This is a genomic window from Massilia aurea, assembly GCF_024753205.1.
GTDB lineage: Bacteria > Pseudomonadota > Gammaproteobacteria > Burkholderiales > Burkholderiaceae_D > Telluria > Telluria aurea.
Genome location: NZ_JANUGZ010000003.1, coordinates 170,920 through 197,918, shown reverse-complemented (window position 1 = coordinate 197,918; position 26,999 = coordinate 170,920). Strand labels below are relative to the sequence as shown.

General features: G+C 64.0%; 18 protein-coding genes and 1 tRNA gene. 15 read left to right on the top strand and 4 right to left on the bottom strand.

The window, feature by feature from the left end; translation table 11 throughout:
* The first annotated feature begins 3 nt into the window (after nt 1-3).
* On the top strand, nt 4-1,779 hold the full coding sequence (ggt, locus tag NX775_RS11520) for a gamma-glutamyltransferase (RefSeq protein ID WP_258836147.1): 1,776 nt from the start codon (nt 4-6) through the stop codon (nt 1,777-1,779).
* A gap of 41 nt (nt 1,780-1,820) precedes the next feature.
* On the opposite strand, the gene NX775_RS11515 is transcribed toward ggt, so the two are convergent.
* The 3 genes from NX775_RS11515 to NX775_RS11505 form a co-directional block, all read right to left on the bottom strand.
* A complete protein-coding gene (locus NX775_RS11515; protein ID WP_258836146.1) occupies nt 1,821-2,411 on the bottom strand; it encodes a hypothetical protein in 591 nt (196 codons plus the stop codon).
* A 90-nt stretch (nt 2,412-2,501) separates the two neighbouring features.
* Nucleotides 2,502-3,092, bottom strand: coding sequence for a hypothetical protein (locus NX775_RS11510; protein WP_258836145.1), 591 nt, complete (start codon nt 3,090-3,092; stop codon nt 2,502-2,504).
* Nucleotides 3,073-3,456 (bottom strand): hypothetical protein, encoded by a 384-nt coding sequence (locus NX775_RS11505; RefSeq protein WP_258836144.1) that lies wholly within the window; start codon nt 3,454-3,456, stop codon nt 3,073-3,075. Before NX775_RS11505 ends, NX775_RS11510 begins: the two co-directional genes overlap by 20 nt.
* A gap of 463 nt (nt 3,457-3,919) precedes the next feature.
* Between NX775_RS11505 and NX775_RS11500 the strand changes: the two genes are divergently transcribed.
* From NX775_RS11500 to NX775_RS11485, 4 genes are all read left to right on the top strand, one after another.
* The gene (locus tag NX775_RS11500; protein WP_258836143.1) at nt 3,920-8,200 is read left to right on the top strand and encodes a hybrid sensor histidine kinase/response regulator; all 4,281 of its coding nucleotides are present in this window, start codon (nt 3,920-3,922) and stop codon (nt 8,198-8,200) included.
* Between the two features lie 44 nt (nt 8,201-8,244).
* On the top strand, nt 8,245-8,907 hold the full coding sequence (locus NX775_RS11495) for a response regulator (RefSeq protein ID WP_258836142.1): 663 nt from the start codon (nt 8,245-8,247) through the stop codon (nt 8,905-8,907).
* Nucleotides 8,908-9,033: 126 nt separating this feature from the next.
* Nucleotides 9,034-10,671 (top strand): AMP-binding protein, encoded by a 1,638-nt coding sequence (locus NX775_RS11490; RefSeq protein WP_258836141.1) that lies wholly within the window; start codon nt 9,034-9,036, stop codon nt 10,669-10,671.
* A 7-nt stretch (nt 10,672-10,678) separates the two neighbouring features.
* A complete protein-coding gene (locus NX775_RS11485) occupies nt 10,679-11,203 on the top strand; it encodes a MarR family winged helix-turn-helix transcriptional regulator (protein WP_258836140.1) in 525 nt (174 codons plus the stop codon).
* A gap of 1 nt (nt 11,204) precedes the next feature.
* Here NX775_RS11485 and NX775_RS11480 read toward each other — a convergent pair.
* Nucleotides 11,205-11,279 (bottom strand) — tRNA-Arg (locus tag NX775_RS11480).
* A gap of 228 nt (nt 11,280-11,507) precedes the next feature.
* Here NX775_RS11480 and NX775_RS11475 point away from each other — a divergent pair.
* From NX775_RS11475 to NX775_RS11430, 10 genes are all read left to right on the top strand, one after another.
* The gene (locus tag NX775_RS11475) at nt 11,508-13,409 is read left to right on the top strand and encodes an ATP-binding cassette domain-containing protein (protein WP_183550195.1); all 1,902 of its coding nucleotides are present in this window, start codon (nt 11,508-11,510) and stop codon (nt 13,407-13,409) included.
* A gap of 40 nt (nt 13,410-13,449) precedes the next feature.
* Nucleotides 13,450-14,199, top strand: coding sequence for a CAAX prenyl protease-related protein (locus NX775_RS11470; RefSeq protein WP_258836139.1), 750 nt, complete (start codon nt 13,450-13,452; stop codon nt 14,197-14,199).
* A gap of 36 nt (nt 14,200-14,235) precedes the next feature.
* Nucleotides 14,236-15,450 (top strand): XrtB/PEP-CTERM-associated polysaccharide biosynthesis outer membrane protein EpsL, encoded by a 1,215-nt coding sequence (epsL, locus tag NX775_RS11465; protein ID WP_258836138.1) that lies wholly within the window; start codon nt 14,236-14,238, stop codon nt 15,448-15,450.
* A gap of 183 nt (nt 15,451-15,633) precedes the next feature.
* A complete protein-coding gene (gene epsE, locus NX775_RS11460; protein WP_258836137.1) occupies nt 15,634-16,422 on the top strand; it encodes a polysaccharide export protein EpsE in 789 nt (262 codons plus the stop codon).
* A 120-nt stretch (nt 16,423-16,542) separates the two neighbouring features.
* The gene (locus NX775_RS11455) at nt 16,543-17,025 is read left to right on the top strand and encodes an MgtC/SapB family protein (protein ID WP_258836136.1); all 483 of its coding nucleotides are present in this window, start codon (nt 16,543-16,545) and stop codon (nt 17,023-17,025) included.
* Between the two features lie 483 nt (nt 17,026-17,508).
* Complete coding sequence (locus NX775_RS11450) at nt 17,509-19,503, top strand: heparinase II/III family protein (protein ID WP_258836135.1); 1,995 nt, start codon at nt 17,509-17,511, stop codon at nt 19,501-19,503.
* A 560-nt stretch (nt 19,504-20,063) separates the two neighbouring features.
* On the top strand, nt 20,064-21,062 hold the full coding sequence (gene galE / locus NX775_RS11445) for a UDP-glucose 4-epimerase GalE (protein WP_258836134.1): 999 nt from the start codon (nt 20,064-20,066) through the stop codon (nt 21,060-21,062).
* Between the two features lie 16 nt (nt 21,063-21,078).
* On the top strand, nt 21,079-22,245 hold the full coding sequence (locus tag NX775_RS11440; RefSeq protein ID WP_258836133.1) for a nucleotidyltransferase family protein: 1,167 nt from the start codon (nt 21,079-21,081) through the stop codon (nt 22,243-22,245).
* The gene (locus NX775_RS11435; protein ID WP_258836132.1) at nt 22,242-23,660 is read left to right on the top strand and encodes a mannose-1-phosphate guanylyltransferase/mannose-6-phosphate isomerase; all 1,419 of its coding nucleotides are present in this window, start codon (nt 22,242-22,244) and stop codon (nt 23,658-23,660) included. Before NX775_RS11440 ends, NX775_RS11435 begins: the two co-directional genes overlap by 4 nt.
* 350 nt (nt 23,661-24,010) lie before the next feature.
* Nucleotides 24,011-26,989 carry an ExeM/NucH family extracellular endonuclease gene (locus NX775_RS11430; RefSeq protein WP_258836131.1) on the top strand — a complete coding sequence of 993 codons (2,979 nt, stop codon included), beginning with the start codon at nt 24,011-24,013 and terminating at the stop codon, nt 26,987-26,989.
* Nucleotides 26,990-26,999: the final 10 nt, after the last annotated feature.

Here is a 26,999-nt window from a genome sequence, read left to right as displayed (position 1 = left end):
CGTTTGAACACACTCAGCAAGCTTGCGCTCGCCCTGGCATTGGCCGGCGCGACGACCACGCCCCTGTGGGCCCAGGATTCACTGCAGGCCGCGCCCGAAGCGGCGACTGGCTACACCGAGAAAAATGGCTGGCAGGCCAAGAAGTACATGGTCACCGCCGCCAACCCGCTGGCGGTCGAGGCCGGTTATCAGATCCTGCGCCAGGGCGGGGCCGCGATCGACGCGGCCATTGCCACGCAGCTGGTGCTGACGCTGGTCGAGCCGCAATCGTCGGGCATCGGCGGTGGCGCGTTCATGGTCCATTACGACGGTAAGCAGACGCAGGCGTTCGATGGCCGTGAAACCGCGCCGAGCAAGGCCGACGAGCACCTGTTCGAACGGCCCGACGGGACGCCGCTGTCGCGCACCGAAGGCGTGGTCGGCGGCCGTTCGGTCGGCGCGCCGGGCGTGCTGCGCATGCTCGAACTGGCGCACCGCCAGCACGGCAAGCTGCCGTGGAAGGCGCTGTTCGCCCCGGCGATCCGCCTGTCCGAAGAAGGCTTCAAGGTCAGCCCGCGCATGCACAAGATGCTCGCTGGCGAGACCTTCCTGATCAAGGACCCGGTTGCCGCCGCCTACTTTTATGACGCGGCCGGCAAGCCATGGCCGGTTGGCCACGTGCTGAAGAACCCGGCGCTGGCCGCCACGCTGCGCGAGATCGCCGCCGGCGGCGCCGACGTGTTCTACACGGGCCGCTTCGCGCGCGACATCGCAGCCAAAGTGGCCGCGCACCCGACCAATCCGGGGCTGCTGACGGCCAGGGACATCGCCGATTACCGCCCCAAGGTCCGCACGCCGGTCTGCAGCGACTACCGCGCCTACACCGTGTGCGGCATGCCGCCGCCGTCGTCGGGCGGGATCGCCGTGGCGCAGATGCTGGGCATGTTCGAGACCTTCGACATGAAGGCGCTCGCGCCGAAAGACGGCGTGCCGGGCGCAGACGCCGTGCACGTGTTCTCGGAAGTAGGGCGCCTGGCTTACGCCGACCGCAACCGCTACGCCGCCGACGCCGACTTCGTGCCGCTGCCGGGCCGTGGCATCCCGAGCCTGATCGACAAGGGCTACCTGACGGCGCGCGCCAAATTGGTAGGTGCGCGCTCGATGGGCGAGGCCAAAGCCGGTACGCCGCCGGGGATGGAGGTTGCGTGGGGCACCGATAACGCGATCGAGACGCCATCGACCTCGCACATGTCGGTTGTGGACGGCAATGGCGCCGGCCTGGCCATGACGACGACGATCGAAGACGCGTTCGGTTCGCGCCAGATGGTCGATGGCTTCATGTTGAATAACCAGTTGACCGACTTCTCGTTCAGCGCGCGCGACGCCGATGGCCCGGTGGCCAACCGCGTCGAAGCGAACAAGCGGCCGCGCAGCGCCATGTCGCCGACGATCGTGTTCGACCGCGCCAGTGGCAAGCTGGTGCTCGCCATCGGCTCGCCGGGCGGTCCGGCCATCATCAATTATGTGGCCAAGGTGCTGGTGGGCACGCTCGACTGGGACCTGAACGTGCAGCAGGCGATCGCGCTGCCGAACTTTGGCAGCCGCAACGGTCCTACTGAGCTGGAACGGGGCCGCTTTCCCGACGCCACACTCGACGTGCTGCGCGCGCGGGGCCACGCGATCCGGGTCAGCGAGCAAACATCGGGCCTGCACGGTATCGAACGTGTGATGGTGAAAGGGGTGCCGATGTGGTTCGGCGGCGCCGATCCGCGGCGCGAAGGTGTTGCCAGGGGCGATTGAGGTATCCCTGGAATGCAAGCCGGCTCGAATGGCCGGCTTTTTTATTTTATGAGATGCAGATTCCGGAATGCGTACCGAAGTGCTTCCGGCAGCGTGTCCATGTCGACGTATTGATTCAGGAGTTCGATCCGGAGCTTGTCCTTGCCGCCATACGCAGCAATAAGCCGGTTTGCATAGTCGATCATGAGACGCTGTTGAATGTCGCGCGAGTATTCCTCGGTGAAGTCGTCAGCGGCCAGTCGGTAGGGGCCTTCGTGATCGATAATGACGCACGCTTGATGTTGCAGCATGACGATCGGTGCATATTCGTCGGTGATATAGCGCGGGAAGCGCATATCGTCGACGCGCTGCAGAACCTCATAGCCATTGAGCAGGTAGTAGACCCGGCCGGAGGCGTCGCTGGTGCTGGCAAAAATAAAGAAGGTGCGATGTGGATGTCCGCCTTCGTCCAGCGCCGGGCAATCGTTGCGTAATGTTGACGGGAAGGGCGCGAAATGGATTGTGGCGGGTTCATACCGAAGGCGAAGGACGGGATCTTCCAGAATGCGTGGCAGGGGTTGGGCGCACAGCAATCCGCTCAAAGTACTGAACAGGATGGCGCAAACAAGTGGCTTGATCGTGTTGGACGACATGGCAGCAGTCTCGCTATTCGTTGATTCCGGATCTGATCGACTATCTGACGGGCTTGGAAAAAGGCGCCAACGCCAGCGAGTTGGCGATCTCTATTTTGGCAGGCGCAAGTCCCTGAATGCATGGCGAAGCTCGTCGGGCAGCATGTCGAGATCCACGCGCTGCTTCAGAATTTGCGCCCGGAGCTTCTCTTTTCCGCCGAAGGCCGAGGACAGCCGAGCGGCGAAATCGATTGCCAGCCTCTGGTGTATATCCTGGGGATATTCCTCATTGAAAACCGGACTCCTGAATGTTTCTCTGGCATCGTTATCAATGACCAGGCATTCCGGACCCCGGACCATCACGATCAATCCATGGCCACCAGTCGAATATTCAAGCAGATTGGTGGAACCAGACTTTTTCCGAACATCATATCCATTGAGAAGATAATAGGTCCAGCCAGAGGCATCGCCGGATTTCGCGAAAACAAACCATACACCTTGACGATACTCATCGTCGGCCAGGACCGGACAGTCGTTGACTAATTTGGAAGGCCACGACTCGAACCGAACCTTGGCGCGCTCATATCGCAAGTCGAGAAGCGGGTCTTCAAGAATGCTCGGTGGATCTTGTGCGCAGAGAGCGCCGCAGGCGGTAACGAGCATTGCTGCGGCAATGTATTGCTTAAGGGCGATAGAAGACATGCGGGGGCCTTAGCTTTCTGTAAGTTGGACCTGACCAAAAGTCGCGCTGTTTGAAGTCGCAGATCCAGATTCGTCCATCGTACGCAGCGATATGTCCGGAGACATTCCCTTTTGGATATGGCTGAATAACCACGACGTCGCCTTTCAACGGAATAAAAGCGTCTGAGTTCTCGACCTTCAAAGGATGAAAGCCAAGCCGCAGTAGTGTGGGTCCCCAGTCTTTTGCATGGATTGGATGGATGCCGTGCGTGGAGGCACCGCCGGCAGCAAGTGCTTCACGAACAAATTGAGCGCACCTTTTCTGACTCGTATCTTTTGCTTTGGTGCGCAAATGCGCTGTGTATCGTTGAATATCGAGAGGCATAGTAATACCTACGCAGTTCTGTTTTGCGCCAGATTCCATTCATCGACAGTCGAGCCGCCCCCGCCGCCACTTATTTTCTGCTGGCGGTACTGCCACCGCACCTTCCCTTTGGTGCCGTCGATTTGCAAATACACATCGCGTGCCATAATGCCCCCGGAAAGTGAATTGAGCTTGGAGTCTGGCGCGGTTCGACAAAGCGGTTTTTGGCGTGTCACAAGACCACGCAGGCAGAGTCGAATATTCGGAGTGACTGGGGCACACAAGCGACAATCTGCGACAAATTCTTGCCATTTCCATCCCATATTTGCCTCAAGACAAGTAGAATTTGCTAACCTGCTGGCGTGACGAACAAACAGAAAACCAGACCGGGCGTGACAGAAGATGGTGCGCGCGACGCCTGCCGGGGCGGGATTCTGCACGCCTGGCAAAGCAGCGACGTGCTGGCCTTGCGCGCGGCGTGACGATGCTGCGCACGTTCCTGCTCCTGATGCTACTGGCGCTGACCGCGCTGTGCGCACCCCTGGCGCGCGCTGCGGCGCCCGAACCGACCTTGCGCTTCGAGCACCTGTCGGTGCAGCACGGCCTGGCGCAGGAGTCGGTGCTGTCGATCCTGCAGGATGCGGACGGCTTCATGTGGTTCGGCACCCAGTCCGGCCTGTCGCGCTATGACGGTTACCGGTTCGTCAATTACCGCACCGAGATCGGCAACCCGCGCAGCCTGGCCAGCAACTGGGTGCGCGCGATGCTGCTCGATCGCCAAGGACGCATGTGGGTGGGCACCGACGGCGGCCTGAATCGCTACGACCCGGCCACCCGCAGCTTCACGCTGTACGCGCCCAACGAGCCGGCGCGGCGCGGCGCCGGCAACCGCCAGATCAAGACGATGATCAGCGATGGCCAGGACGGCCTGTGGATCGGCACCGCCGACGGGCTGCAGTATTTCGACATCGACACCGGCAAGTTCACCGTCTGGCACCACGTCCCGAACGACCCGCGCACGCTGCGCGACGACGGGATCCAGGCGCTGGCGCTGGGCGGTGACGGGCGCCTCTGGATCGGCAGCGCGGCAGGCCTGGACAGCTTGAGCGCGGACCGCCAGCGCGTCGAGCACCATGGGTCGGACCTGTCCGGGCGTGCACTCCCGGTGCACGCGCTGCTGGTCGACAGCCAGCAGCGGCTCTGGGTGGGCCGTTACGGCGGACTCGAACGCCACGGCCAGGGTGGACCGGGCAAGGGCGCGCTACGCCGCTTCGGGGCGGGCGACGGCGTCGGCAACGAATGGATCACGACCCTGCGCCAGGATGCTGATGGCACGGTGTGGGTGGGCACGCACGACGATGGCCTGTATCGCTGGCGTCTGCAGGGCGACCGCTTCGACACGTTCCGCCACGAAGTCGCCGATCGCCACAGCCTGGGCGACAATTTTGTCTCGGCGCTGTATCGCGACGACGTCGGTACGTTCTGGGCCGGCACCTGGTACGGGGGCGTGTCGCGCGTCGACCTGGGTGGCGGCGGTTTTGCCCGCATCGTCGGGCGGCCCGGCGAGCCCCATTCGCTGGCCGACAACAAGATCCGCGCGCTGCTGCAGGACGGCGACCATCTGTGGCTCGGTTCATCCACCGCGCTGCACCGGTTCGATCCGGCCACCGGCAAGGCCGACGTGTACCGGCACCAGAAGGACAATCCCAACAGCCTGATCGACGTGCCGGCAGCGGCCATCGTGCGCGATCGCGCTGGCCTCTTGTGGATCGGCAGCCGCTCGGGTGTGACGAGCTTCGACCCGGTCACGCGGCGCTTCCGGCGCTACCTGCTGCCGGGCGATGCCGACGCCAACCAGGTGCGCTCGATGCTGGTCGATCGTGATGACGTGATCTGGATCGGCACGCGCGGCGGCATCCAGCGGATGGCGGCCGGCACACGCGCGGTGACGAGTCTGCGGCACGATCCGGGCAAGGCGACCAGCCTGACGGATGACACCGTGCGGCCGATGCTGGAAGACCGCCGCGGGCGTTTCTGGGTCGGCACGGTGTCGGGCCTGGAATTGCTCGATCGCGCCAGCGGGCGGTTCCGCCACTTCCGCCACGATCCGTTCGACCCGAATAGTCTCAGCCACAACGAAGTGCAGTCGCTGTTCGAGGACAGTCGCGGCGACATCTGGATCGGCACCGGCGTGGGCCTGAACCGCATGGTCACGGGACCGGATGGCGCCCTGAGCTTCACGCGCTACACGACGCGCGACGGCCTGGTCGACGACTCGGTGTCGGCCATCCTGGAAGATGCGGACGGGCGCATCTGGACCAGCACGTCGAGCGGCATCTCGAGCTTCGACCCGGCCAGCGGGCGCTGGCGCAGCTACACGGCCGCCGACGGCATCAGCGAAGGCGCGTTCTTCGACACGGCGGCGGTGAGGACAACCGACGGCACGCTGTATTTCGGCGGCTTCAATGGCCTGACCGCGTTCGATCCGCGCGCGATCCACGACAACCGTATTCCGCCGCGCCCGACGATTACCGGGCTGCAGGTGTTCAACCAGCCGGTCGAAAAGGTCTTTTCGGGCCTGTTGCCGGGGCCGATCGAGCATGCGAGCGCCATTACGCTGCCGTCCGACGCCGCCGTGATCACGGTCGAATTCGCGGCGCTGCATTACGCCGCGCCCGAGCGCAACCGCTTCGCCTACCGCCTCGATGGTTTCGATGCGGGCTGGGTCAATGCCGGCGCCGACAAGCGTTTTGCCACTTACACCAATCTCGATCCGGGCACCTATGTGTTCCGGGTGCGCGCGGCCAACAAGGACGATGTCTGGAGCGAAGACGTGGCCGCGCTGGCGATCACGATCGAGCCGCCGCCGTGGGGCACTGCATGGTTCCGGATCGGTATGATCATCCTGACCTGCGGTGCGATCTATCTGGGCATGCGCATCCGCTTTGCGAGCCTGCGCCACCAGAAGGAGCGCCTCGAGCACCAGGTGAGCGCGCGCACCGAGCAGGTCGAGCAACAGAACCGCATGCTGGAGCTCCAGACAGAGGAATTGCGTGAGCAGGAGCGGCGCGGCCGCCACCAGAGCAACGAGCTGGCGCGCGCCTATCGCGCCTTGCAGGACAACGAGGAAGTGCTGCGCCAAGCCAAGGAGCGCGCCGAGGATGCGACGCGCCAGAAGTCGGACTTTCTGGCCAATATGAGCCACGAGATGCGTACGCCGCTGGCCGGCGTGATCGGCATGCTGGGCTTTGCGCTGCGCGATCTGGCGCTGCGCGATAACACGCGCGAGCAGATCCTGCGCGGCCAGGCCAATGCCCAGGCCCTGCTGGGGATCATCAACGACCTGCTCGACTTTTCCAAGATCGAGGCAGGCAAGCTGACCCTGGAACGGATTGATTTCGACCTGCACGCCAAGGTACGCAATGTGGCCAGCCTGTTCGACGAGCAGGCGGCCATGCTGGACCTGGCGTTTTCGGTGCTGGTCGACGACAACGTGCCGCGCTACGTGGCGGGCGATCCGACCCGCGTGCGCCAGGTGCTGGTCAACTTGTTGGGCAATGCGTTCAAATTCACCAACACGGGCGGCGTGACGATCCATGTCGAATGCCGGCCTGGCGAGCAGCGTGAGGCGGGCAACCCCCACATGATCCGCTTCACGGTGCGCGATACCGGCATCGGCATCCCGGCCGCGGCCTTGCCGCGCCTGTTCCAGAAATTCGAGCAGGCCGACACCACCACCACGCGCCGCTACGGCGGCACGGGGCTGGGCCTGGCGATCTGCCGTCAGCTGGTCGAGCTGATGGGCGGGACGATCGGCGTGAGCAGCGTCGAAGGCGAGGGCAGCGTGTTCTCCGTGCTGCTGCCGTTGCGCGACGGCGCCCCGCCGGCCCATATCCCGCACGTGACGCGCGCGCCGCACAGCCACCGACTGGCGATCCTGTGCGCCGAGGATTTCCCGACCAACCAGATTATCGCGCGCCTGATGGTTGAGGAGATGGGGCATGCGATCGACATCGTCGACAACGGCGTCGAAGCGGTGGCGGCGTGTGCCCGCAAGCGCTACGACCTGATCCTGATGGACGGCCGCATGCCCGAGATGGACGGCGCCAGCGCCACGCGCCTGATCCGCGCCGGCGGCCCGCACGACGCGCCGGTGCTCGACCAGCACGTGATGATCGTGGCGCTCACCGCCAACGCCAGCGGCGAAGACCGCGCGCGCTACCTGGCCTGCGGCATGGACGCGTTCTTGACCAAGCCGATCGACGAAGCGGCGCTGCACTTGCAACTGGCGCGCGCGATCGAACGCCAGCTGCAGCGCGGGTTTGTCCTGCCGCTGATCGAGGACGGGCCTGTACCTGAACCTGCACCGGCGGCACCTACGCCGGCTGCACCTGCGCCGGCCGCACCTGCGCCGGCCGCACCTTCTCCTGCTGTCCTCGACGCGCTGTTCGGCGTGGCGGCGCCGACCCCGCCCGTCGCCCGCGCCGACAATCTGGGGCTGCGCCTGCGCGCTGCATTCTGCAACGACCTGCCGCGCCGGCGCGCCGAGCTGGACGCCGCGCTGGCAGGCGACGATTTCGAGGCCGCCGGCCGGATCCTGCACGGGCTGCGTGGCAGCGCCACCTATCTCGCCGAGCCGGCGCTGGAAACACTGTGCGCCGAACTGGAAGCCGCCGCCGACGGGCGCGATGCGCAGCGCCTGCGCGCGGGCCTGCCGGTCCTGGCCAGCTTCCTGGATACCTTCGAAACGGGCGCCCCGTCCTGACACCTGCTTATAATGCAGGTTCTGACGAATCTGGTGGAGACGTGATGAACGTGCTGGTGGTCGACGATGACGTGGTGGCGCGCATGATGCTGATGCATCTGGTGGACAGCTGCGGCAGCCATGCGATCGTCGAAGCGGACGACGGCGCCGATGCCTGGCGCCAGCTCGAAGCGGGCCTGCGGCCCGACATCGTGTTCTGCGACCTGCGCATGCCGCACCTGTCCGGCCTCGAACTGCTGCAGCGCGTGCGTCACCACCCGTTGCTGGCGTCGCTGCCGTTCGTGCTGGTGTCGGCGGCGTCCGACAGCGCCACGATGGACGAGGCAGCGCAGGCCGGCGCCAGCGGCTACATCGTCAAGCCGTTCCGCCACGACGACGTGCGCGTCCAGTTCGAGCGCCTGCTTCCGCCGGCCGATGCGAACGACGCGAACGACGAGGCTCCGGCCGCCGTGGTGCGCCGGCTCGGCATCGACGTCGAGCGTCTGCGCCTGTATCTCGATGGCCTGGCGCGCCAGTTGCAGGCGGCGCAGGCCGGCCTGGCCGAAGGCGCCGAGGGCGCGCAGCAGCTTGCACGCCTGCGCGCCGGCTGCAGCATGCTCGGTCTGCACGGCGCCGCCGAAGCGCTCGAGCGCGCGCCGCTGGCGGCCGGCCTGGCGCAGGCGCAGGGGGCGGTAATGCGCCAGATCGAGCGCGCGGCCCGTGCATGATGCTGATGGCCTGCCTGCCCGCCAAAGTTCCTTGCTGCCGGTGTACTTTGGACTTACAGTATCCCGCGGGTGTTGCCTGACCGGCGCTGCCGGTCGACTGCTTCGTTGTTAGCCGGGGATCACGCCATGAACGACGTCACCAGTGCAGCGCTGTGCCCCTCCGGCCACACCGATGGCTTCGCGCGTGCACACTTGCCACCGCCCGCCACCTGGCCCGACTTCCTGTTCGACCTGCCCGAGCTGCAGTACCCGGAGCGCCTGAACTGTGCGAGCGCGCTGCTCGATGGCGCCATCGCGCGCGGCTGGGGCACGCGCACGGCGCTGATCGGCGCGCGTGAGCGCTTGAACTATGCTGAACTACTGGCGCAGGTCGACCGCATCGCCCACGTGCTGCGCCACGATCTCGGGCTGGCCACCGGCAGCCGCGTGCTGCTGCGCGGCGCGAACTGCCCGATGATGGCGGCCTGCATCCTGGGCGTGATCAAGGCCGGCTGCATCGTGCTGCCCACCATGCCGCTGCTGCGCGCGCGCGAGCTGCGCGCCATCGCCGACAAGGCGCGCATCAACGCGGTGCTGTGCGCCGACGGTCTGGTGGACGAAATCGATACGCTTGGCCTGGAGGTGCCGGTCCTGGTGTTCGGTGCGCCGGCGCCCGAGGCACCCGATGGGCTGGAGGCACGGATGGCCCGCCACGACGCCCCGTTCATCGCCGCCGACACCGCGCGCGACGACGTCTGCCTGATCAGTTTCACGTCCGGCACCACCGGCATCCCGAAAGGGACCATGCATTTTCACCGCGACGTGCTGGCCATCTGCGACTGCTTCCCGCGCCACATGCTGGAGGCATGCGCCGACGATATCTTCATCGGCACGCCGCCGCTGGCGTTCACGTTCGGGCTGGGCGGTCTGCTGCTGTTTCCGATGCGCGTTGGTGGCGCGGGTGTGTTGCTCGAACGCCTGAGCCCCGAGGCGCTGCTGGCGGCCATCGCCGACTACCGCGCCACCGTGTGCTTCACGGCGCCGACCTTTTATCGCCTGATGGCGGCGCAGGCGGATCGTTTCGACCTGACCAGCCTGCGCGCCAGCGTGTCGGCTGGCGAGCCGCTGCCGCTGGCCACGCGCGAGGCCTGGCAGTCAGCCACCGGGCTGGCGATGATCGACGGGATCGGTGCGACCGAACTGCTGCACATTTTCATCGCCAGCGCGGGCGCAGCCATCCGGTCAGGCGCGACCGGCAAGCCGGTGCCGGGCTACCAGGCCTGCATCCTCGATGCCGACGGCGTACCTGTCGGCCCGGGCGTGATCGGGCGCCTGGCCGTGAAAGGCCCCACCGGTTGCCGCTATCTGGACGACGAGCGCCAGGGCGATTACGTGCAGGGTGGCTGGAACATCACGGGCGACGCCTACGAAATGGACGCCGACGGCTATTTCTACTACCGCTCGCGGACCGACGACATGATCATCTCGGCCGGCTACAACATCGCCGGCGCCGAAGTCGAAGAAGCGCTGCTGCACCATCCGGCGGTGGCCGAATGCGCCGTCGTGGGGCGGCTCGACCCCGAACGCGGCCAGGTGGTCGAGGCCCATGTCGTGCTGCGCGCAGGGCAGGTGGGGTCGGACGAGCTGGCATGCGAATTGCAGGAATTCGTGAAGGCGCAGATCGCGCCGTACAAGTACCCCAGGGCCATTTTGTTCAAGGAAAAACTGCCTCGCACCGAAACCGGTAAACTACAACGCTTTAAATTACGCACGAACGCAGATTGAGGACAGCATGCAGGAAGTGGATGGACGTGAACAAGACCCAGCGATGGGCGGGGCAGCCGAGCTGGACATGGAAAGCCGCCTGACGGACGAACATCACCAATCGCTGCGCCTTTGGCTGCGCATGCTGTCGTGCACGACGCGCATCGAGAACGAAATCCGCAGCCGCCTGCGCACGACGTTCGACATCACGCTGCCGCGCTTTGACCTGATGGCGCAGCTCCAGCGACATCCGGACGGCCTGCGCATGGGGGAACTGTCCAAGCGCATGATGGTCACCGGCGGCAATATCACGGGGATCACCGATCAGCTCGAGCGCGAGCAGCTCGTGGTGCGGGTGCAGGATGTGAACGATCGCCGTGCATCGGCCGTCAAGCTGACATCAGCGGGGCGCGCGGCGTTCGATGAGATGGCGGCGGTGCATGAGCGCTGGATCGAGGAAATGCTGGCCGACGTGGCGGCGGAGGACAAGGCGACGATGATCGCGTTGTTGTCGACCATGAAGCGCAGTTTGCGGGTGGATGACGGGGTGTAGCTGGTCCCCCCGACTGGAATCGAACCAGTATCCCACGCTTAGGAGGCATGTGCACTATCCATTGTGCTACGGGGAGGACGCCCGCGCCGCCAGGTGCTGACGGCGCGAAGCAGGGCAAGCCTGCAGTCCGGCGGGCAGGCCCCGCAGGGCGGGCTGGTACCGTGAACCGGTTGCAATTATAGCCGGGATCGAAATAGAAATGCAGGTTCATGGCCGGCAGTCGGTACAATGTGCCCCTTAATCAATCAACGCACCTTTTCCCCCCGCGCCAAAAATTTTTCGCGCGACGAAACGCATACCGATCATGGCTGTCATCTCCATTAGTTCCGCTCAACTTGCTTTCGGCCACGTGCCGCTGCTCGACCACGCTGATTTTTCCCTTGAGACCGGCGAACGTGTCGGCCTCATCGGCCGCAACGGCACCGGCAAATCCTCGCTCCTGAAAGTCATCTCGGGCCGCTCGCGCCTGGACGATGGCTTGCTGGTCATGCAGCAGGGCGTCACCATCGCCTATGTCGAGCAGGAACCGGTGTTTGACCTGAGCATGACGGTGTTTGCCGTCGTCGCCGGCGGCATGGGCGACCAGCAGGCGATGCTGACCGAATACGAAGAACTGACCGGCAAGTTCGGCCAGGGCGACGACGACGCGCTGATGGAGCGCATGCATGTGATCCAGACCAAGCTCGACGCAAACGATGGCTGGAACCTGGCGCACAAGGTCGAGACCACGCTCGACCGCCTGAACCTGTCGGGCGACGCCCTGATGGGCACGCTCTCGGGCGGTATGCAAAAGCGCGTCGCGCTGGCCGTGGCACTGGTCTCGGCGCCAGATGTCCTGCTGCTCGATGAGCCGACCAACCACCTGGACTTCACGTCGATCAAGTGGCTCGAGAGCCTGCTGCGCGAATTCCGTGGCTCGGTCCTGTTCATTACCCACGATCGTAGTTTCCTGGACAACGTTGCTACCCGCATCATTGAACTCGACCGCGGCCGTCTGCTGTCGTTCCCGGGCAACTTCACGACTTATCAGGCGCGCAAGCAAGAGCTGCTGGCCAATGAAGAAGTCGAAAACGCCAAGTTCGACAAATTCCTGGCGCAAGAAGAAGTGTGGATCCGCAAGGGCGTGCAGGCACGCCGCACCCGCGACGAAGGCCGCGTGCGCCGCCTGGAAGCACTGCGTTCGCAGCGCGCGGTGCGCCGCGACCAGCAGGGCCAGATCAAGCTCGACGTCGCCACGGGCGAACGGTCGGGCAAGATCGTTGCCGATCTCGAGAACATCTCGAAGATGTATGGCGACAAGGTCATCGTCGACAACTTCACGGGCACGCTGATGCGCGGCGACAAGGTCGGCCTGATCGGACCGAACGGCGCCGGCAAGACGACGCTGCTCAAAATCATCCTGGGCGAAGAAACGGCCGACAGCGGCAAGGTCCGTCTGGGCACCAAGCTCAACGTCGCGTACTTCGACCAGATGCGCACCCAGCTCAATGAAGAAGCCAGCCTGGCCGACACCATTGCGCCGGGCAGCGACTGGGTGGAAATCAATGGCCAGCGCCGTCACGTGATGACCTACCTAAACGACTTCCTGTTCTCGCCGGAACGCGCACGTTCGCCGGTCAAGTCGCTCTCCGGTGGCGAGCGCAACCGCCTGCTGCTGGCGCGCCTGTTCGCCAAGCCGGCCAATTGCCTCGTGCTCGATGAGCCGACCAACGATCTGGACATCGACACGCTCGAGCTGCTCGAAGAACTGCTCGAGGAATACACGGGCACCGTGTTCCTGGTCAGCCACGACCGCACCTTCCTCGACAACGTCGTCACGCAAGTGATCGTGGCCGAAGGCGCCGGCAAGTGGCGCGAATTCGTCGGTGGTTATACCGACTGGGAACGCGTCAAGGCGGCAACGCCGGTGGTCCAGGCGCCGGTCAAGACCAGCGCACCGAAGGCGGACGATACGGCGGCCCCGGCCGCCAAGAAGGTCAAGCTGAGCTACAAGGAGCAGCGTGAGCTGGAAGAGTTGCCGAAGCTGATCGCGACGCTGGAAGATGAACAGTCGGCGATCACGGCCCAGCTCAATGGCCCGGACTTCTACAAGCAGAACCCGGCCGACGCCAAGCGCATCAATGCGCGCTTTGCCGAAATCGAAGACTTGCTGCTCGATGCGCTCGAGCGCTGGGAAACGATCGAAGCGCGCTCGCGCGGCGTGTAATCCAACAGGGGCGGGCAATGGCCGGGCGGAGCGACTTCTCATGATCGACAACAACGAATCGCACGCCGCCCGGCCAGCCGGTCCCGGCCCCGGCGCCGGAACTGCGGCCCCGGCGGCCGACGAACCCTTCCTCACCCGCGCCGCCTGGGCGCGGATCCTGCCATTCGGCACCTATATCCTGTTCATGGTGATTGGCGATTTGCTCGAGCGCATGGGCATGAGCCGCGCCGACCTGCGCTGGCTGTATCCCGTGCAGGCCGGCGCCGTGGTGGCGCTGCTGGCCGTGTTCTGGCGCCAGTACGACGAGCTGCACCGGTTTGGCTTGCGGCTCTCGCACACGCTCGTTGCCATGGTCGTCGGCATCATCGTGCTGGTGTTATGGGTCAATCTGACGCTGCCCTGGATGACGCTCGGCAGCTCGCCCGGCTACGATCCCCGCACGCATGGCGAGATCGACTGGCTGATGGTGACGCTGCGTATTGCTGGCGCGGCGCTGGTCGTGCCCGTCATGGAAGAATTGTTCTGGCGCTCGTTCATGATGCGCTGGGTCGAACACGCCAACTTCAGACTCGTTGATCCTGCGCGTATCGGTTTCAAGGCGTTCGTGATCCCATGCGTGCTGTTCGGCTTTGAACACACGCTGTGGCTGGCCGGTATTGTGGCCGGCGTGGCCTATGGCGTGTTGTATATGAGGCACCGCAACCTGTGGTCGCCCATCCTGGCCCACGCTGTCACGAATGGGTTGCTGGGCGTCTGGGTCGTCTACACAGGGGGCTGGCAATTCTGGTGATTCCTCCGGTAGTACGACCCGTGGAAGACGACGACCATGCCAGCCCCTTCAGCGTTGCATCGCCTTTCCCCGGTCGCGCTGTGCGCCGGCGCCCTCTGGTGCGTTCCTGCAGGCGCGGCGCCCACGCCGGCAACTGAAGGGCTCCAACTGCTCGCCGGCATCGGCTGGGCCCACGACGACAATCTCCTGCGCCAGGCCGATGGGGCGCCCGCGTTCGTCGGTGGGCGCAGCGACAGCTACCGCACATTCGAAGCGGGTGTGGCGCTCGACCAACACATCAGCCATCAGCGCATTGCTGCCACGGCCAAGGTGTCGAAGACCGCCTTCGATCGTTTCAGGCAGCTCGACTACACGGGCCACGACCTGCAAGCGACGTGGTTCTGGCACCTCGGCACCCAGTTCGACGGCCGTGTCGAGGCACTCGATATCCGGACACTCGCGCCGTACACCGATTTCAACAGTGACCAGCGCAACCTGCGCCGTCAGCGTCGTCAGGCATTCGATGCCGGTTGGCAGCTGCACCCGAGCTGGAAACTGCGCGCAGGCGCCGAGCGTGACAAGGCAAGCTACGACCTGGCGATCCAGCGCTTCAACAACCGCACCGAAAAAGCATTCGAGACCGAGCTGCTGTACCAGCCCAGGGGCGGCAGCGCGCTGGGCCTGGTCGCACGCCGCATCAAGGGCAGTTATCCGTACCGGCGACCTGCCATCAGTACTGTCCTGACCGACGATTTTACCCAGGACGAACTCAAGCTGCGCGTGAACTGGCTCGCCACCGGCTCGACCACGGTGCAGGGCCTGGCCGGCTATGTGCGGCGCGAGCAGCCGTCGTACGGCGAAGGCGTCACGAGCGGCATCAACGGCCGCATCAATGCGTTCTGCACGCCGCGCGGCCAGATCAGCTATCAGGCGGGCGTGTGGCGCGAATTTGCGCCCATTGAAAGCCCGTTCGTCAGTTACACGCTCAACAAGGGGGGCAGCATTGGCGTCAATTGGGCGGCCAGCGCCAGGCTGGCGCTCGAGGCCGGCGCGACCTACGAGCGGCGCAGCTACACGGGGCGGGGCGACTTTGCCGGCGCCGATGCGCTGCGCGACGCGATCCGTTCGGCCAGCGTGCGCGCCGTGTGGCAGGCCCGGCCCGGGGTGAAGGTCGTTGCCGCAGTTGTCCATCAGGCGCGTACCGCATCCGGGCTCGGCATTGGCAAGTTCGATGCAAACGTGGTGCAGGTCAGCGCCAATGTGTTGTTCTGATGACGATTCTGTTGACGTGAGGTTGATGGTTTTTTGCGGGAAAACGCGCATTGATTGCGCTGGCGCTAACGCAATCAGGCCAGCGGCGTTTTGGCGGAACCGATGGGTTGCTGACGCATCGAATGGCATGTTGGGCGTGTGACTTACCGCCCCGTTGCAATGATCACCGATGCTGGAGGAATCATGAAGCGTGTCGTCATAGGGATAGCGGGTCTGGCGTTAATGCTGGGCATGTGCATGGCCGGCGCGGCCGAAGTGCTGCTGGGTCCGGGGGATGTGGTCAAGCTGTCGGTTTATGGCAGCCCCGACCTGTCGATCGAGACCCGCGTCAGTGAAAGCGGCCATCTCACGTTTCCGTTGCTGGGGCAGGTGGCCGTGGGCGGCATGCCGGTGGCAGTGGCCGAGAAAACCATCGCAAGCCTGCTCGAAAAGGCCGGCTACCTCAAGCAGGCCCAGGTCAATATGCTCGTGACGACCCTGGCGAGCCAGCAGATTTCGGTGCTTGGCCATGTGAACCGGCCCGGGCGCTATCCGGTAGACGGGCGCCGTCGCGTGCTCGACATGCTGGCGCTGGCGGGCGGCATCCACAGCGATGGCGGCGACATGATCAGCCTGGTGCGCATGCGCGATGGCAAGACCCTGCGCGAGACCATCGATGTCGTCGACATGGTGCGCACGGGTGAACTCGAAAAGGATGTGGAAGTGGCCGGCGGCGACATCATCTTTGTCGAACGGGCGCCGCGGGCGTATATCACCGGCGAAGTCAGTCGCCCGGGACCGTTCCGGCTCGAGCGCGGCATGACGGTCCAGCAAGCCTTGTCGGCTGGCGGCGGCTTGAGTCCGCGCGGCAGCAGCAATGGCATCCGCATCACGCGCAGGGCTGCCGGCGGCCAGCCGGTTTCGCTGGATGCCCGGGCCAGCGACATTGTCCAGGTCGATGACGTGATCGTCGTGCGCGAAAGCTGGTTCTAAACGTCCATTGCCTTAGCCTCTACTTTTACGTTGCCACCAGCCCAACAGAGCCAGCGTGGCGACACACTTCTTGCATGGATGGCATCATTTCCTTGAACGACATTGATCAAGGATCGAGGCATGCAAGGGTGGTGGACAGAAAGCTGGGAGACGATTCAACACGAATTTTCCGATCTGGGAGATGCCGAAGATGTGACGATCATCGTCGTGCGTTTGCTGGTGGCGGCGGTGCTGGGTGGTTTGCTTGGCTATGAGCGCGAAACGAAGGGCGCTTCGGCCGGTCTGCGCACGCACATGCTGGTTTCAGTTGGCTCGGCGTTGTTCGTCTTGATTCCATTGCAGGCAGGGATGACGATCCAGGACTTGTCGCGCGTATTGCAGGGGGTTACGGCCGGTATTGGTTTCCTTGGCGCCGGCGCCATTCTCAAGCAGCGCGATCAGAACGATATCAAGGGGCTGACCACGGCCGCCAGTGTCTGGATGACGGCGGCCATCGGCGTTTCCGCAGGCATGGGGCGCGAAGGCACGGCAGTGCTGAGCGCACTGTTTGGTTTGGTCATCCTCGCATTCGTTCGCTCGCCCAGCAAGCGCAACGCCGACTGACGGTGGGGCGTCGACGTACGCCAGTCGCCGGGCGATATTCACCAGCGCGCTGAGGTTCCATGACACTTCCAGGGCCTCAGTGCCCATGCCAACTGCCGGATCACGTCGTTCGCTGACCCGCTATTGCACCGGCTATCTTGTTGTTGTTAGCCAACTTCTTGCTGCATCAATGGCAGCTACGACCTTGTTTACATGCTTCCAGATGATGTTGGCGGGACCGACGCGGCATTCTCATGCCCGGTAAAAACTGTCTGACTTCTCACCATCCCGGCGAGCCGGGCTTCCTTGCATGCGCACCCCGAATCGTGCGTAGCTCCCGACACGGATGAATGTATTATCGGAAAAATTGTGCCTTTACCAAGTGCTTGAGCGCGAGGGTGCGGCGTTCATCGCCCCTACACCGGAAGTACGCTGCGATCCACGGACGCCAGGCGGCGGATGGCAATCGGTTGACGAGGCAGAATTCTGCATGAAGGAAGCGCAATGAACGGAACAAACATGGTGTGGCTGGTCAACCGTTTGCGCTGCATGTCGTTGGCCGAGATGGGATACCGGGTCCAACAGGCCACTGCAATCCGCCTGGGCCGGAGCATGGCGGGCCGCACGCAGCTGGCACTGGCGCGCTCGGCCCCGCCAGCCGTGCCGACCCTGAACCTGGGCGTGCGCGGTGCGCCCGAGCTCGATCCGGGCGAAGTCGAGGCGTTGCTGCTGGACGCCGAACGCATCTGTGCAGGGCAGGTCGTGCTGTTTGCCGATGGCCGCTTCGACGTGGGCGTGCCAACTGCATGGAACCGCGATCCTGATACCGGCGTGACCGCGCCGGCCGTGTACCGGGGCGACCTCGCCATCAACGACCGCGAGCTGGTAGGCGACATCAAGCATGTCTGGGAACTGAACCGTCACCTGCACCTCGTGCGGCTGGCACAGGCCTGGACACTCACGCGTGATACGCGCTGGATGGATGCGCTCGAGCAAAACCTGCGCAGCTGGCTCGAGCAGTGTCCGCCACTGACCGGTCCCAACTGGACCAGTTCACGGGAGCTGGGCATCCGGCTCATCAACTGGAGTCTGATCTGGCAATTGATCGGTGGTGACCGCAGCGCGCTGTTCGAGGGCGACGCAGGGCAGCGCCTGCGCGCCGACTGGCTCGGCAGCATCCACGCCCATTGCCGTACGATCGCGCGCCATCTGTCGCGCCATTCGTCGGCCAACAACCACCTGATCGGCGAACTGGCCGGCCTCTACATGGGCGCCGTCACCTGGCCGTGCTGGAAAGAGTCGCGCGATTGGCAGACGCTGGCACAGAGCGAGCTGGAAGTGGAAGCCCAGGCGCAATTCTCGCGCGATGGCGTCAACCGCGAGCAGGCCTTTGGCTACCATTTGTTTGTCTGCGAATTTTTGTTCGTGGCCGGCTTGCTGGCCCAGACCGGCGGCCACAGCCTGCGACCGTTTTCGCGCGCTTACTGGGGCAGCCTGCAGCGCGCGCTGCGCTTCTTGCGCTCGGTACGCGATGTCGGTGGCAATGTGCCTGCCGTGGGCGACGCCGACGATGGTTGCGTATTTCGCCTGGACGCGTCGGGCATGGACCGCGCTGCGCAGTTGCTGGCGCTGGGCGATACTGTCTTCGGCGGCCATGCCGACAGCCACCCGGGCGTGCGCTGGTTGCTGCACACGCTGCCGGGCGGGCGGCCCGATTGCGATCCGCACGAAGTCGATACGGGCTGGGCCTTTCCCGATGGCGGCTACCTGCTGTTCGGCAATCGCTTTGGCGAAGCCGACGAAATCAAGGGCTTGCTCGACTGTGGCCCGCTGGGCTACCTGGGCGTGGCTGCCCACGGCCACGCCGATGCGCTGGCACTGGCCTTGTCAATCGCGGGTGAGCCGTGCCTGGTCGACCCCGGCACCTATTCATACGGGCAGGACGACAAATGGCGCGATTACTTCCGCGGCACGTCCAGCCACAACACGGTGCGCATCGACGGCGTGAACCAGTCGGTCTCGGGCGGGCGTTTCATGTGGCTGCGCAAGGCTGCGGCCAGCATCGAGCGCATGCCGGCCTCGCCCCACGAGTTCGATTTCCGCGGTTCGCACGACGGCTATGCGCGTCTGCCCGATCCAGTCCGACATGTGCGCAGTGTCCGCTTCGAGAGCGCCAGCAACACGCTGACCGTGCGCGACGAGGTGTCCGGCAAGAAGCCGCACAAGGTCGAGCTGTTCTGGCACTTCGCGCCCGGACTGGACGTGCGCCTGACCAGCAACGGCCTGGCAGTTCGGGGCCGCCGCTTCGTGCTGCAGATGCAGGCCAGCGGCGAGGATCTGCACCTCGAGCTGGTGCGTGGCGCCGAGAATCCACCGCTCGGGTGGTACTCGGCCACGTACCAGTCCAAGGTGCCGTGCGACGTCTTGCGGATCTCGACCGTGTCGTCCGCCGTGCCGGTTGAATGCAAGTTTTCCATCACGTTCATCGACGAAAAGTAGTGCACTGCCCGTAGCAAAGGCACGCCGCGCACGCGGCGTGTCGCTGCGAAACCCGGGAGCAGGGCGCGTTCTGAACCTCATGTTGCAGTGCAATCTTGAGCGCGGGAATGAGTATTGCCCCGTGCACACGCGTGCGTGCGCACGGAATCGATCAATGCATTGTAAAATAGATAAGCTTTGGCTGCAGGACATCCCGAACCATGTTGCGGCACCCTGTATACAAGGCTCAGCCTCACGAACTGGCGTCGATCCGTACTGCGGCGCCCTGCACGTGCAAGGGGCGGGCAGGCACGAATTCTCGTTGGGTACACACGAAGATATCGTGCGCGGGTCGAGCAGATGTATTCTAGGCATGGTGCGCCGCAACCGCGGCAACCGGCTATCGCGCCGGTCCCGTTGTTCGAAGCACAACGGTGCCACGTTCCGAGAACGCGCGCACCAGCAGCGAACAGCAACAAGCAGCAACAAACAGCAGCAGTAAATAGCATCAAGCATTAGCTGGAAGCATCACGGCTATTGCATACAATCGATCACAAAAAGTGAAGGCAGAGAGCAAACACATGAAGATTCTCGTTACTGGCGGCATCGGTTACATCGGTTCGCACACGGTCGTCGAACTGCAAAGCGCAGGGCACGACGTGGTGGTGCTCGATAACCTGTCCAATGCCCAATTGTCGGTACGCGACCGCGTGCAGCGCATCAGCGGCAAGCCATTCGCCTTTGTCGAAGCCGACATCCGCGATCGCGCGGCGATGGAAGCGGCGTTCGCCGAGCACAAGCCGGAAGCGGTCATCCACTTCGCCGGCCTGAAGGCGGTGGGGGAGTCGGTCGCTGAGCCGCTGCGTTACTACGACAACAATGTCTCGGGCAGCGTCGTGTTGTTTGAAACGATGGCCAAATTCGGTTGCAAATCGCTCGTGTTCTCGTCGTCGGCCACCGTGTATGGCGACCCGGCCTCGGTACCGATCCGCGAAGACTTCCCGCTCTCGGCCACGAACCCGTACGGCCGCAGCAAGCTGATGATCGAAGAGATCCTGCAAGACCTGGCCAAGGCCCAGCCCGACTGGCGCATTGCGCTGCTGCGCTACTTCAATCCGGTGGGTGCCCATGAGAGCGGCCTGATCGGCGAAGAGCCAAGCGGAATTCCCAACAACCTGGTGCCGTACATTGCCCAGGTTGCCAATGGCCAGCGCGAGAAACTGTCTGTCTTCGGCGGCGATTACAACACCCCCGACGGCACCGGCCAGCGCGATTACATCCACGTCGTCGACCTGGCCATCGGCCACGTCAAGACGCTGGACCGCCTGGCCAAGGGCCCGGGCATCGTCGCGTACAACCTCGGTACGGGGCGCGGCAACAGCGTCCTGGAAATGATTCGTGCGTTCGAAGCGGCCAGTGGCCGCACGGTCGCCTACCAGATCGTCGACCGCCGCCCGGGTGACGTGGCGAAATGCTACGCCGACCCGTCCAAGGCACGCGACGAACTCGGCTGGACCGCCGAACGCGATGTCGCTCAAATGTGCGCCGATGTATGGCGCTACCAAACCACTGCCAAATAATTCAAAGGAACATCGAATGAAAGCCATGATTCTCGCCGCAGGCAAAGGGACGCGCGTGCGTCCACTCACCTACGATCTGCCAAAACCGATGATCCCGCTGCTGGGCCGGCCCGTGATGGCCTACCTGGTCGACCACCTCCGCAAAAACGGAATTTCCGAGATCATGGTCAACGTCAGCTGGCTGCATGAAAAAATCGAAGAGTACTTCGGCGAAGGCGAGCAGTTCGGCGTCCAGATCGGCTACTCGTTCGAGGGCTACACGAAGGATGACGGCGAAGTCGTGCCGATGCCGATCGGCTCGGCCGGCGGCATGAAGAAAATCCAGGAATTCGGCGGCTTCTTCGACGACACCACGGTCGTGCTGTGCGGCGACGCACTGATCGATCTCGACCTGAAGGCTGCCCTGATGGAACACCGCCGCAAGGGCGCGATGGCCACCGTCATCACCAAGGAAGTGCCATGGGACAAAGTCTCGTCGTACGGCGTGGTCGTGACTGATGAAGAAGGCCGCATCCAGGAATTCCAGGAAAAGCCAGCCGAAGCCGATGCCAAGTCCAACTTCATTTCGACGGGCATCTATATCTTCGAGCCGGAAGTCATCGACCTGATCCCGTCGGGCGTCTCGTTCGACATCGGCTCGGACCTGTTCCCGCTGCTGGCCGAGCGCGGCCTGCCGTTCTATGCCCAGGGCCGGCCGTTCAACTGGCTCGACATCGGCACCATGAGTGACTACTGGGAAGTGCTGCAGACGGTACTGACCGGTGAAGTGAACCACATGCATGTGCCGGGCATCCAGATCAAGCCGGGTCTCTGGGTTGGCCTGAACACCAGCATCGACTGGGAAGGTACGACGATCGAAGGACCGGTGTACATCGGTTCCGGCTGCAAAATCGAAGCCGGCACGCGCATCGTGGGCCCGACCTGGATTGGCCATGGCAGCCACATCTGCGAAGGCGCCGAAGTTGTTCGCAGCGTCTTGTTTGAATACACCCGGGTGTTGCATGATGTAACATTAAATGAAATGATTGTATTCAAGGAATACAGTGTCGACCGAAATGGCGAGATGAAGCACACTTCCGAGTATTCTTCCGAAGAGTGGCTCAATGCACGTGATCGCCGCACTTCGCGTCGCAAGGACACCCCGGACACCAACGAGTCAAAGAAAGAGAAAGCCAGCGCATGAAGATTTATCCAGTCATCCTTTCCGGCGGCGCCGGGACCCGCCTGTGGCCCCTGTCGCGTGCCGTTCTGCCAAAGCAATTATTGCCACTGGTCGCCGACAAAACCATGTTGCAGGACACTGCCTTGCGCGTGACAAACTGGCCTGAATTGATGGCACCATTGGTAGTGTGCGGCAATGACCACCGTTTCATGGTGGCTGAGCAGTTGCGCGAAGTGGGCATCACGCCGTTGGGCATCCTGCTCGAGCCGGTGGGTCGCAACACGGCGCCGGCCGTGGCAGCGGCTGCGCACCATCTGCAACAGATCGACCCCGAAGCCGTCATGCTGGTGCTGCCGGCTGACCACGTCATCGAGAACATTCCCGCATTCCGTGAAGCGGTCGAGCGCGCGACGCGCCTGGTCGCTGCCGGCAAGCTGGCCACGTTCGGCATCGTGCCGAAAACGCCGGAAACCGGCTACGGCTATATCCGTCGTGGCGAGCCGGTGGCCGAGTGCGGCGATTGCTACAACGTGGCGCGCTTTGTCGAAAAGCCGGATGCGGCCACTGCCGAAGGCTTCGTTGCAGAAGGCACGTATTACTGGAACAGCGGCATGTTCATGTTCGGCGCCGCGCGCTACCTGCAAGAGCTGGAAGAGCACGCGCCGGCAATCGCCACCGCCGCCAATCAGGCCATGGATGCGGCCTATCGCGACCTCGATTTTTGCCGTCTCGACGAAACCGCCTTCTCGGCTTGCCCATCCGATTCGATCGACTATGCCGTCATGGAGCACACACACGACGCGGCAGTCGTGCCGGCCGATATCGGCTGGAATGACGTCGGTTCGTGGTCGGCCCTGTGGGAAACCCAGCCGAAGGACAGCAACGGCAATGCCCAGCGCGGCGACGTTTATCTGGATGGCGTGAAAAACTCGCTGGTGCGTGCCGAAAGCCGCATCGTCGCCGTGGTGGGCCTCGAAGACATCGTCGTCGTGGAAACCCAGGATGCCGTGCTGGTCACGAGCAAGAGCCAGGTGCAGCGTGTCAAGCAGGTGGTCGAACACCTGAAGTCGAAAGAGCGTACCGAGCACTTGCACCACACCAAAGTGTATCGTCCATGGGGCCATTACGAAGGCATCGATGCGGGCGACCGTTTCCAGGTCAAGCGCATCACGGTCAAGCCGGGTGAAAAACTGTCGCTGCAGATGCACCACCACCGCGCCGAACACTGGGTCGTGGTGTCGGGCACGGCGCGCGTGACGTGCGGCGATACGGTCAGCCTGCTGTCCGAGAACGAATCGACGTACATCCCGATCGGCATGAACCACCGTCTGGAAAACCCGGGCAAACTGCCACTGCACATCATCGAAGTGCAATCCGGCAGCTATCTGGGTGAAGACGATATCGTCCGCTTCGAAGATATCTACAAGCGCGCCTGATTCACCAGGCCGTACTACGCTGATACCCGGACGGTCGGTTTGACCGATCGGGTATCAGCGGCAGTAGCGCCACGCGCTACTGGGTTACCGAAGCCTGTATCACCGGTCCAACGCCGGTCAGCCACACGCTTTTTCCACACCGACGAATGCTGCCTGCCGTGCGCTGGCGGCAATTCGCTCGTCCGTTAGAGGTCGTCCCAAGACAGTAATTCCCAATTGTGTTGTATGCATGCTGAAGATTAGTTCCTTCGGACTAATGCGGCGTCATCATGTTGTCAATTTGCGCATTTACTATGATTTTGTTAATGAATGCCGCAAGCATGTCTTGCACGACAACCAACAGGGAATCCATGACCACCTTTGCATCCTTCATGCCACGGCGCACGCTGCTGGCGACCTTGATCGCGGGCTTTGCTGCGACAGCTTCGGCTGCCCCGGGCGACGTTGTGATCAGCCAGCTGTACGCCCATTCGAACAATGCCGGCGGTCAGTGGAGCCACGACTTTGTCGAGCTGTTCAATCGCAGCTCCTCGCCAGTCAGTCTGGATGGCATGAGCTTGCAATACCAGTCGGCAAGCGGCACTGCGTGGGGGTCGGTCACCCGTCTGCCGGCCGTGGAACTCAAGCCCGGTCAGTATTTCCTGATGGTCGGCCGCAGCGGCACCCAGTCCAACGCCATGCCAGTGGGCACGGGTGACGTTACCAGCACCAGCTTCGACATGGCGGCAGGCGGTGGCAAGGTGGCGCTGTCGGGTAGCGCGACGCAGATGCCGGCCGGCGATGGCACGAACCTGATCGACCTGGTGGGCTTTGGCACCGCCAACCGCGCCGAGGGCGCGCCAGCACCGGCCCCGTCGACCGTCAATTCGATCCAGCGCGCCGCACTGGGCTGTCAGGATACCGACAACAACCGTGACGACTTTGCCGCCGCGCCCGTGGCCGGCCCACGCAGCATGGCCTCGGCCATCCAGGCCTGCGGCGGTCCGGTGGTGCAGCCGATCGTGCTGACCTGCCCGGCGGCGGTCCAGGTCGCGCAGGGCAGCGGTTCGTCGACCGTCCTGTCGGCCATCGACGGCGACAGCATCGTCAACAGCGCCAGCATCATCGCCGGCGCCCGTCCCGGCATCAGCCTGCTCGACTTCGCAGCAGCCGGCGCCGTTGGCGGGCGCGCCCAAGCGCGCCTTGTCATCGCCGATACGCTGGCCGCGGGCAGCTATCCGGTCCAGATCCAGTTCGGCAACGCCGCCGGCGACGCCGAAACCTGCGCCGTCAACGTCAATGTCGCCGGTGAATTGCGCATCCCTGCAATCCAGGGCTCGGGCGCAGCCAGCCCGTATGTCGGCACGGTCCAGTCCACGCAAGGTGTGATCACGGCCAAGATCGGCAGCGGCTTCTTTATTCAGGATGCCGCAGGCGATGGCGACCCGTCGACGTCGGATGGCCTGTATGTGTTTGGTGCGTCGACCGATGCGCCGATCGGCGAACTGGTGCGCGTGACCGGCACGATCGTCGAATACCGCCCAACCGGCGCCAACCGCACCTATACCGAATTTTCCAACGTCACCGGCGTGCAGCGCCTGGGCGCCGGTCCGGCCGTCACACCGACCAATATCGTGCTGCCGAACGCGGATCTGGCCAGTGTCGAAGGCATGCTGGTGCGCTTTGCGTCGCCATTGACCGTGAATGGCAACCGCAACGTTGGTGACCGTGGCGAACTGATCCTGGCCAATGGCCGCCGCGAAAATCCAACCAACCGCTTCCCACTCGGCTCGCCTGAAGCCCTGGCGCTGTACCAGGAACACCAGGCCAACCAGATCGTGCTGGACGATGGCATCTTTATCGCGCCGACCGTGATTCCGTACCTGGCCGACGATGGCACCGTGCGCGTTGGTGACACCGTCACCAACCTGACGGGCGTCATCGACTATGGCGCACTGGGCGGTGGCGGCGCTGGCTTCAAGCTGCAGCCGACCATGGCCCCGACCTTTGCGCGCACCAATGAGCGTACCCCGGCGCCGATCGTGCCGGCGGGTATCAAGGTCGGCAGCGCCAACGTGCTCAACTTCTTCACGACGTTCACCGACGGGCGTGACGCCTGGGGCCGTACCGGCCAGGGCTGCACGATCGGCAACTCGACGTCTGCCGGCAATTGCCGCGGTGCTGACAACACGGCCGAATTCATCCGCCAGCGCGACAAGATCGTGAAGTCGCTGGCCGCGCTTGACGCCGACGTGGTCGGCCTGATGGAAATCCAGAACAACCGTGACATCGCGGTTGGCTACCTGGTCGAGCAGCTCAACGCCGCCACGGCGCCGGGCAAGTATGCCGTCGTGCCACAGCCGGTTGCGCTTGGTACCGATGCGATTCGCGTCGCGATGATCTACAAGCCGTCGGTCGTGTCGCTGGTGGGCGGTGCGCTGTCGGACGGCAACGCCGTCAACAACCGTGCGCCGATGGCGCAGACCTTCATGGCCAGCAATGGCGGCGGCAAGTTCTCGGTGGTCGTGAACCACCTGAAATCGAAGGGCGGTTGCAGCGGCGCCGGCGCCGGCGATACCGATCCGGGCAACGGCGCAGGTTGCTGGGACCGTACCCGTACCCAGCAGGCCCAGCGCCTGACCTCGTACTTCATCCCGCAAGTGATCGCGGCCGCTGGCGACCCGGACGTCCTGGTCATCGGTGACCTGAACGCCTACGCCTTCGAAAGCCCGATCAACCACCTGACCGGCGTGGCCGGCATGGTCAACCTGCTCGAGCGTTTCGTGCGCCCGAATGCAATGCCGTACTCGTACGTGTTCGACGGCCTGTCGGGCTACCTCGACCACGCACTGGCAAGCAGCTCGCTGGCCGCGCAAGTGGTGGGCGCCGCCGAATGGCACAGCAATGCCGACGAGCCGGAAACCATCGACTACAACCTGAACGATACCGTGCAGGATCCGTACCGCAACAATGCCTACCGCGCATCGGATCACGATCCGCTGGTGGTCAGCCTGAACCTGACCCCGGCGTTCAGCGATGTCACGGCATCGGTCAATGTGGACATCGGCGGCTTCGCCATCAACCGCGTCACGGGCAAGTACAGCGGTAAAGTTACCGTCACCAACACGAGCGCCACGGCTCTCACCGGCCCGCTGCACTTCGTCATGCAGGGCTTGCCGAGCGGTGTGACGCTGGACAACAGCAGTGGCATGCGTGCCGGCGCGCCTTACCTGACGCTGCCGCAAGCAAGCGTCGCACCAGGCGCCACCGTCACCTTCACGACCACGTTCACCAATAGCGCCAAACGGTCCATTACCTACACCCCGCAGCTGGTCTCCGGCGCACTCTGATCAGGAATTA

Bases quoted from the DNA above. Each gene is read 5' to 3' on its own strand.
- NX775_RS11515 (WP_258836146.1), bottom strand. From the start codon at position 2,411: ATGTCGTCCAACACGATCAAGCCACTTGTTTGCGCCATCCTGTTCAGT.
- NX775_RS11510 (WP_258836145.1), bottom strand. From the start codon at position 3,092: ATGTCTTCTATCGCCCTTAAGCAATACATTGCCGCAGCAATGCTCGTT.
- NX775_RS11505 (WP_258836144.1), bottom strand. From the start codon at position 3,456: ATGCCTCTCGATATTCAACGATACACAGCGCATTTGCGCACCAAAGCA.
- NX775_RS11500 (WP_258836143.1), top strand. From the start codon at position 3,920: ATGCTGCGCACGTTCCTGCTCCTGATGCTACTGGCGCTGACCGCGCTG.
- NX775_RS11495 (WP_258836142.1), top strand. From the start codon at position 8,245: ATGAACGTGCTGGTGGTCGACGATGACGTGGTGGCGCGCATGATGCTG.
- NX775_RS11490 (WP_258836141.1), top strand. From the start codon at position 9,034: ATGAACGACGTCACCAGTGCAGCGCTGTGCCCCTCCGGCCACACCGAT.
- NX775_RS11485 (WP_258836140.1), top strand. From the start codon at position 10,679: ATGCAGGAAGTGGATGGACGTGAACAAGACCCAGCGATGGGCGGGGCA.
- NX775_RS11475 (WP_183550195.1), top strand. From the start codon at position 11,508: ATGGCTGTCATCTCCATTAGTTCCGCTCAACTTGCTTTCGGCCACGTG.
- NX775_RS11470 (WP_258836139.1), top strand. From the start codon at position 13,450: ATGATCGACAACAACGAATCGCACGCCGCCCGGCCAGCCGGTCCCGGC.
- epsL (WP_258836138.1), top strand. From the start codon at position 14,236: ATGCCAGCCCCTTCAGCGTTGCATCGCCTTTCCCCGGTCGCGCTGTGC.
- epsE (WP_258836137.1), top strand. From the start codon at position 15,634: ATGAAGCGTGTCGTCATAGGGATAGCGGGTCTGGCGTTAATGCTGGGC.
- NX775_RS11455 (WP_258836136.1), top strand. From the start codon at position 16,543: ATGCAAGGGTGGTGGACAGAAAGCTGGGAGACGATTCAACACGAATTT.
- NX775_RS11450 (WP_258836135.1), top strand. From the start codon at position 17,509: ATGAACGGAACAAACATGGTGTGGCTGGTCAACCGTTTGCGCTGCATG.
- galE (WP_258836134.1), top strand. From the start codon at position 20,064: ATGAAGATTCTCGTTACTGGCGGCATCGGTTACATCGGTTCGCACACG.
- NX775_RS11440 (WP_258836133.1), top strand. From the start codon at position 21,079: ATGAAAGCCATGATTCTCGCCGCAGGCAAAGGGACGCGCGTGCGTCCA.
- NX775_RS11435 (WP_258836132.1), top strand. From the start codon at position 22,242: ATGAAGATTTATCCAGTCATCCTTTCCGGCGGCGCCGGGACCCGCCTG.
- NX775_RS11430 (WP_258836131.1), top strand. From the start codon at position 24,011: ATGACCACCTTTGCATCCTTCATGCCACGGCGCACGCTGCTGGCGACC.